Raw genomic sequence first — 7,354 nt, 5'->3', positions numbered from 1 at the left:
CGCCAAAAGCGCCCTCATCACCCTCGTCGAACACGCCCTCATGGCACGACTGCGCTAGATCGTCCCGCACTCCGCTGGGCTCTTCCGCCGCGAAGCCCCCGTACCGCCCTCCACCGGGCGGGCGCGGGGGCTTCGGCACGCGTACCCCGGCTCCCGGGCATGGCAAAGGGCCCGTCCGCACCGCGATCGGTGCGCACGGGCCCTCGTGGGTCCGGTGTCAGCCCTGCCAGCTGTGGGAGGGCTGGAAGCCGCGCTGGCGCTCCAGCCGGCGCCAGCCGGCGGTGGAGCGGCTCAGCTCCGCGTCCGCCCGCTCCGGCTGGGAGGCGGCCCGCGCCATCAGCACAGCGGTGATCGCCGCGAGCTCCTCGGGCTCGCAGTTCCCCTTCTCCACACGCAGCAGTGACGATTCGAGAGTGCTGTTCATCTGATCGGGCTCCGTTCTCTACGCAGGGTCACTGCGGCGGGTTGCCGTGCTTGCGCGACGGCAGGTCGGCGTGCTTGGTGCGGAGCATCGCGAGCGACGCGATCAGCACCGCGCGGGTCTCGGCCGGGTCGATGACGTCGTCGACCAGGCCCCGCTCGGCCGCGTAGTAGGGATGCATCAGCTCGGACTTGTACTCCTTGACCATGCGGGTCCGCATGGCCTCGGGGTCCTCCGCCTCCGCGATCTGCCGGCGGAAAATGACATTGGCGGCACCCTCGGCGCCCATGACGGCGATCTCGTTGGTGGGCCAGGCGTAGGTGAGGTCGGCGCCGATGGACTGGGAGTCCATCACGATGTACGCGCCGCCGTACGCCTTGCGCAGGATCAGCGAGATCCTCGGCACGGTGGCGTTGCAGTACGCGTAGAGCAGCTTCGCTCCGTGCCGGATGATTCCACCGTGCTCCTGGTCGACCCCGGGGAGAAAGCCGGGCACGTCCAGAAGGGTGATGATCGGGATATTGAAAGCGTCGCACATCTGGACAAAGCGCGCAGCTTTTTCCGAAGCCTCGATGTCCAGCACGCCCGCGAGGGACTGCGGCTGGTTGGCGACGATGCCCACGACCTGGCCGTCGAGCCGGGCCAGCGCGCAGATGATGTTGCGCGCCCACCGCTCGTGGATCTCCAGATAGTCGCCCTCGTCGACCAGTTCCTCGATGACCTGGTGCATGTCGTAGGGGCGGTTGCCGTCGGCCGGGACCAGATCGAGCAGTACGTCGGAGCGCCGGTCGACCGGGTCGCCCGAGGCGACCGTGGGCGGGTTCTCGCGGTTGTTCTGCGGGAGCATCGACAGCAGATAGCGGACCTCCGCGATGCAGGTCTCCTCGTCGTCGTACGCGAAGTGCGCCACGCCCGAGGTCTCGGCGTGGACGTCCGCGCCGCCCAGTCCGTTCTGGGTGATCTCCTCGCCGGTCACCGCCTTGACCACGTCCGGACCCGTGATGAACATCTGCGAGGTCTCCCGCACCATGAACACGAAGTCCGTCAGCGCCGGGGAGTAGGCCGCGCCGCCCGCACACGGGCCGAGCATCACGCTGATCTGCGGGATCACCCCGGAGGCCCTGGTGTTGCGCTGGAAGATCCCCCCGTACCCGGCGAGCGCCGAGACGCCCTCCTGGATACGGGCGCCCGCGCCGTCGTTCAGCGAGACCAGCGGGGCGCCCGCCGAGATCGCCATATCCATGATCTTGTGAATCTTGGTGGCGTGCGCCTCGCCCAGCGCTCCTCCGAAGATCCGGAAGTCATGCGCGTAGACGAAGACCGTGCGGCCCTCCACCGTGCCCCAGCCGGTGATCACACCGTCCGTGTACGGCTTCTTCGCCTCCAGGCCGAACCCGTTCGCACGGTGCCGGCGCAACTGCTCCACCTCGTGGAACGACCCCGGGTCCACCAGCAGCTCGATACGCTCTCGCGCGGTCAGCTTGCCCTTGGCGTGCTGCGCCTCGGTGGCGCGGTCGCTCGGTCCGCGCAGGGCCTGCTCGCGCAGCTCGTGCAGCTCGGCCACGCGCCCACGCGCGTCCGTGGGCTCGCTCGGGGTCTCGTCCACAACGGTCATGTAACGACCCTACGGAGCCCAGGAAGAAAACCGTCCCGTTGACTCTGTACAGTCTCCGGACCGTTCTCCTGTGAGCCTTGAACAGAACCATTTGGCGTAGCAGCCCAACCACCAGCGGAGGGCCACGGTTGTTTGTGGGGGTTCCACAAGCCGTTTAGCCAAGGGTCACCTCACAGTGATGGCTCGCCCCCGCGGTGCCCCCGGTCAGCCGCACCCGCAGGGCACGTCCGGCGGACAGGATCTCGATACCGGGGTCATGGCTGGTGACCCGGCCGACCGGATGGTGCCAGACGATCTCCAGGGGTTCCCCGCCGCGCATCGGATCGGCGAGATGGAGGGCGGCGGTCCGGGTGCGGGCGGACCTCCGTACCAGGATGCTCGCCGGAGCGCTCGCGGTGAGCGCCCCCACCGTACCCGCCCGCCAGAAGTTGGCCGCGAGCAGCCCGAGGGAGCGGATCGAGACGGATTGCCGGTCCGCGCTGTTGGCGTGCACGGTCAGCCGGCGGCGGTCGCGCGCCCGGGCGGCGACGGCCCGCCGGCTCGCGCCCGGCATCAGCAGATACGCGTAGGACGCGGCACGCGGATCGGTGCCGTGATCGAACCAGAGGGTCTGATAGCGGCGGGTGACCCGCTCGGCGGTGCTGCCCGTGTTGATGTCGCTCCAGGCCCCCTCTCGGTCCTCGCGCAGGGTGCGCGGTCGCGCGGGCCCGCCCGTGCCGCCCGCCCCGGTGAGGAAGACCCAGCCGCCGTGGCCCTGGAGATGGGCCCAGCCGGGTCCGGTGGTCAGCGCGGCGGCGCCGTTCTCGCCCAGATTGCGGTTGTCGACGATCGTCTCGACGGGAACGCCGTCGTCACAGCTGATCCCCGCGCCGAGGCAGACGATCCCGTCGTCGGCGCAGAACCAGGACTTATGGGCTACGAGGGTGGAGCCGAGCCCGCGCACATGCTGCCCGACGGCCGCGTACTCGCCGTCGCTCACCCCGCCGACCCAGCGTGCGGCGGGCTTGGGCAGTCCCCACTCGCCGCCCTCCCGGTCGGCGAGCCGCTTGGTCGAGACGGTGGTGCCGGGGAGCCGGTAGGGGTCGACGGTCGGCCAGAACCAGTCGGTGTACTGATCGCCCCGGGCGGCGGCGGGCCACCAGTAGAGCATTCCGGCCCCGGTGTGCCAGCCGCGCGGGTTCTCGCCGTTGCCGCACTCGTAGGACGAGATCCGCTCGGAGGCCATCGCGATGTTCGCGGCCCATCCGGGGCGGCGGTGCACCGCCCGGTCCATGGCGGCGTAGAGCTTGTGCCCGACCGGTTCGGGGGCGGCGGCCACGGGGGACGCCGCGATGGCGTGCAGCCGGGCGAGATCGGCGACCTGGAACTGCGGGGAGGTGAGGATCGGGGCGGTGGTGTCGCGTTCGATCCAGCCCTTGATCCGGGCATGCCAGCGCTGCCGCTCGGCGGCGCCGGCTCCGGCCGAGAGCAGCGCTGCCGCCGCGATCAGCGCATGGCCATGGAAGTGGTCGCTCCGCATGATTCCGCGGTCGTCGTCCCGGAGATGTCCGCGGCTGACGGCGCGGCCGTTGACGCTGTCCATCATCAGCCCGTTGTGGATCAGGGGCGCGTACGCGTGCTCGACGCTGTCGAGGACGAGCTGTCTGCGGGGGTCGGTGACCTCCCAGGGCGAGCCGGTGAGCAGGGCGAAGAGCCGGGCGAGACCGTCGAGCAGCACCTGTCCGTAGGTGCCCGAGTAGGCGACCCAGGTGTGCTGGATGAACGATCCGTCGGCGTAGAGCCCGTCGCCGCTGGTGACATGGGGGAAGACGGGCGAGAGCGCGTCCCGGGCGAGGGAGATCTTCCCGGGGGCGCGGCCGAGGATGCCGCGCAGGGCGACCGAGCGGCAGAGATCGACGCGGTTGGCCCCGGTGGAGACGCCGGTGTAGCTGTCGAGCAGGGCGTCGGGGATGAAGTGGTCGACGGCGGCGAAGGCGGCTTCCCGCTGCTCGGGGGCGAGCCGGTCGTACAGCACGGCGACGATGTCCATGAGGAGCCGTGGGCTGCCGATCTGCCACTCCCACCAGTTGCCGTAGCGGGTGGTGGCGGGGTTGTAGACGGTGGCCGAGAGATGGTCGAGCCCCCGGACGGTGTCGGCGAGCAGCCCCTCGTCGCCCGAGTGGGCGTACGCCTGGGTCATGGTCCACAGCCTGTTGTAGCCGCGGGTGATCCCGGTGGGCGGGTCGTAGCGCAGACCCGGCCAGAGGGAGTCGGGTGCGGGCGCCATGGCGGCCCGGAAGGCGGCGGCGAGCCGGGCGGTCTCGGCGATGCGGGAGGCGTAGGGCTCGGCGGCGGGGTCGTAGCCGGTGCCGAGGCCGATCTCGCGCCAGCGGTGGCGGAGGGCGTCGTAGGGGTCGGCCGGCGCCGCGGCCGTACCGGTGCCCGTTCCCGGTCCGATGAGGGGCAGGGCGGTCAGCGCGGTCAGGAGCGTACGGCGGGACCAGGCGGCGGACGGCTGGGACACGGGAGCCTCCGATGGGCCGGAAGTGGTGCGGTCCTGTCCGTCCGGTGTAGCACGCCCCCGGCGGGTGTTTAAGGGGGCGCGGCCCGGTGGGGCTCCCCCGCCGCCGTGCGGAGGGGCCGGCCCGGCGGCGTACGTACAGCTTGGCCCGGCGGCGTACGTACAACCCGGTCCGGCTCGGTGACGTACGTACGGCCCGGCCCGGCCCGGTGACGTATGCACAGCCCGGCCCGGCGCTGTCGGGGTCCCGGTCCTGGGGGGGGTCACACCGGGCCGAGGAGCCAGTTGCCGGGGGTGTCGCGGCTCTCGCTGGTCCAGAACTCCTCGATCGCGGCCCGGATCTCGTCCCGGCAGACCAGTCCGTCGCCGTCGATGTCGAGGGTGGTGAACGCCTCGTTGAGCGGACCGGCGGTCAGACCGAGGGTGCTGCCGTACATATGGGTGTACTCGGCGCGGCTGATGAATCCGTCGCCGTCCGTGTCGCAGAGGGCGAACCAGGCGTGGAGCACCCGCTCCAGCCGGCCGAGGAAGCCGCTCCGGTCGGCCGCCACGGAGCGGCGGACGCCGGTCCGCCACTCCTCCCGGTCGACGGCCCCGTCCCCGTCCGCGTCCATCACCGCGAAGTCGGCGCTCCACACCGCGCCGAGGGCCGCGCGCAGCCGTTCGACGTCCGCCGGGGTCCGCGAGGCGAAGGCCGTGGCGAGTTTCGGTGCCAGACGGAGCAGATCCGCTTCGCCGACGCGGCCGTCGCGGTCCGTGTCGAGCAGTCCGAAGGCGAGATCCAGCTTGGTGTCCAGGATGGTGGGTTCGCTCATGGCCGGACGCTACCCGGGCCCTCCGTCCGCAGACTGCGCCAAAGAGTGGTTTGCGCGGCGGGGATGTGACCCGTCACCGCTCGTGGCGCAGATCGTTGTAGACGGTCGCCCGGGAGACGCCGAGGATCCGGGCGAGGGTCTGCACCGAGTGCTTGACCTGTAGATAGCCCTGGGACTCCAGGGCGCGGACGAGCTCGCCGCGCTCCGTGGAGCCCAGTTCGCGCGGGCTGCGGGCGTGATCGGCCGCGAACTCCTCGGCCGCCGCGCGCAGTCCGTCCACGGTCCGCGCCCGCAGCGTCTCGGCGAGCGGGCGTTCCTGCTCGTCGGTGCGGATGAGCCGGTCGATGCCGGCCGCGACGGCGGCGAGGGGGCCGGTGTCGAGATTGAGGCAGAGGGCGGCCACATAGACGCCGTCGCTGTTCTTGATGCCGATGGAGGTGCTTTTCACGGGCCGGCCGTCCGGGAGGCGGCCCGGGTAGTTCTGGACGACCTCGTGGTACTCCGGGTCCTGGATACGGGCGAGGCCGAGTTCGGTGGCGGGCTCCCCCACCGAGCGGCCGGACAGATTGTTCTCGATCGCGCGGATGGCGTGGGCGGGGTCGCGAAGGTCGTGGAGCACGACTTCGCAGAGCCCGCCGAGCGTCCGGCCGACCGCGACGGCGATCTTCTCCGCCTCGCGGAGCAGCGTCTCGTCCTCGGCGGTCATGCCGCGCTCCCGGGGGTGACGATCCGCGCCATGGCTCCGGCCGCCTTGAGGCCGGAGCCGGTGAGCACGACCACGGTCCGCTCCCCGGGCCGGATCGCTCCCCGGGCGGCGAAGACGCCGATCGCGGCGGCGGCCGTGGCGCTGGTGGGCTCCGTGTACAGGCCCTTCGCGGCGAGCCGTCGTACGGCGTCCTCGATCTCCGCCTCCGGGACGGCGGCCATGTCGCCGTCCGAGCGGCGGATCGCGCGCAGCACCTCGGGGAGCCGGACCGGCCGCTGGATGGCGGCGCCTTCGGCGATGGTGGGGGCGGTGTCGCAGGGGACGGGGGCGTCGGTCCCGGCGCGGAAGCTCGCGTGGAGGGGAGCGCAGTTGGCGGGCTGGGCGACCAGCAGCCGGGGCAGCCGGTCGATCTCCCCGGCGGCCAGCAGTTCGGAGAATCCCAGGTCGCAGCCGAGGACGGTGCTGCCCGCGCCCGCGACGGTCACGACATTGTCGGGGGCGTGCCAGCCGAGGTCCTCCCAGATCTCGTAGGCGAGGGTTTTGACGCCCTGGAGGAAGAAGGGGTGCCAGTTGTGGCTGGCGTAGTAGGTGTGGGCCGACTGGCGCAGCGCCTCGGCGGCGGTGGCCTCCCGGTCCCCCGGTACGAGCTGGACCTCGGCTCCGTAGGCCCGGCTCTGGAGGATCTTGGCGGGCGAGGTGGACTCGGGGGCGAGGATTCTGGCCCGGATGCCGGCGGCGGCGCAGTAGGCGGAGACGGAGGAGCCGCCGTTTCCCGAGCTGTCCTCGATGACCTCCGTGACGCCGTGCTGGGCGAGGAGGGAGATCATCACGCTGGTGCCCCGGTCCTTGAAGCTGCCGGTCGGGGCGGACCACTCCGCTTTGAACGAGACCGGGACGCCGTCCCAGGAGCCGTCGATCAGCGGGGTGCAGCCCTCGCCGAGCGAGACGGGCGCGGGGATGTCGACCGGGAGTGCGGCCCGGTAGCGCCAGAGGGAGCGGCGGCCGGTGTCCACATCGGCGCGGGTGATGCCGGGGAGGGGGCTGACCGAGAGGGGGGCGCCGCTCTCCGAGCGCCAGCGGAGCGGGTCGGTGAGGGGGTAGCCGGTGCCTGAGCGTTCATCGATATAGCGCGCCGTCATGATCAACAACATGTCCAGCTCTGGACTTCTTGTCAAGCACAGAAAACCCGGCCAGGGAAGTTGAAATTTGAACGGAATAGCTCTACAGTCATTCTCGTTGAACATTCAACCATCAGCTGCCGGTCATCAGCCATCAGCCGGACCCCACCTCAAGGAGC

6 protein-coding genes are annotated in these 7,354 nt (G+C 71.4%); all 6 read right to left on the bottom strand.

Going from position 1 to position 7,354, the window contains the following annotated elements; all coding sequences use genetic code 11:
- Positions 1-217 precede the first annotated feature (217 nt).
- Positions 218-424 carry an acyl-CoA carboxylase subunit epsilon gene (locus FF041_RS15165; protein WP_153485342.1) on the bottom strand — a complete coding sequence of 69 codons (207 nt, stop codon included), beginning with the start codon at positions 422-424 and terminating at the stop codon, positions 218-220.
- A gap of 28 nt (positions 425-452) precedes the next feature.
- The gene (locus tag FF041_RS15160; RefSeq protein ID WP_153485343.1) at positions 453-2,036 is read right to left on the bottom strand and encodes an acyl-CoA carboxylase subunit beta; all 1,584 of its coding nucleotides are present in this window, start codon (positions 2,034-2,036) and stop codon (positions 453-455) included.
- 154 nt (positions 2,037-2,190) lie between these two features.
- On the bottom strand, positions 2,191-4,539 hold the full coding sequence (locus FF041_RS15155) for a polysaccharide lyase 8 family protein (protein WP_407698161.1): 2,349 nt from the start codon (positions 4,537-4,539) through the stop codon (positions 2,191-2,193).
- Between the two features lie 260 nt (positions 4,540-4,799).
- Positions 4,800-5,351: an EF-hand domain-containing protein gene (locus FF041_RS15150; protein WP_153523328.1), complete on the bottom strand. Its 552-nt coding sequence runs from the start codon at positions 5,349-5,351 to the stop codon at positions 4,800-4,802.
- 73 nt (positions 5,352-5,424) lie between these two features.
- Positions 5,425-6,057 (bottom strand): helix-turn-helix transcriptional regulator, encoded by a 633-nt coding sequence (locus FF041_RS15145; RefSeq protein ID WP_153523327.1) that lies wholly within the window; start codon positions 6,055-6,057, stop codon positions 5,425-5,427.
- Positions 6,054-7,208, bottom strand: a complete 1,155-nt coding sequence (locus FF041_RS15140; protein WP_228388228.1) for a threonine synthase — start codon at positions 7,206-7,208, stop codon at positions 6,054-6,056. Before FF041_RS15140 ends, FF041_RS15145 begins: the two co-directional genes overlap by 4 nt.
- Positions 7,209-7,354 lie beyond the last annotated feature (146 nt).

It is taken from the genome of Streptomyces jumonjinensis, from assembly GCF_009600885.1.
In the GTDB taxonomy this organism is placed as follows: Bacteria; Actinomycetota; Actinomycetes; order Streptomycetales; family Streptomycetaceae; genus Streptomyces; species Streptomyces jumonjinensis.
The sequence above is the reverse complement of the archived record's forward strand: the minus strand, read 5'-3'. Positions and strand labels throughout refer to the sequence as shown.

Bases quoted from the DNA above. Each gene is read 5' to 3' on its own strand.
- FF041_RS15165 (WP_153485342.1), bottom strand. From the start codon at position 424: ATGAACAGCACTCTCGAATCGTCACTGCTGCGTGTGGAGAAGGGGAAC.
- FF041_RS15160 (WP_153485343.1), bottom strand. From the start codon at position 2,036: ATGACCGTTGTGGACGAGACCCCGAGCGAGCCCACGGACGCGCGTGGG.
- FF041_RS15150 (WP_153523328.1), bottom strand. From the start codon at position 5,351: ATGAGCGAACCCACCATCCTGGACACCAAGCTGGATCTCGCCTTCGGA.
- FF041_RS15145 (WP_153523327.1), bottom strand. From the start codon at position 6,057: ATGACCGCCGAGGACGAGACGCTGCTCCGCGAGGCGGAGAAGATCGCC.
- FF041_RS15140 (WP_228388228.1), bottom strand. From the start codon at position 7,208: ATGTTGTTGATCATGACGGCGCGCTATATCGATGAACGCTCAGGCACC.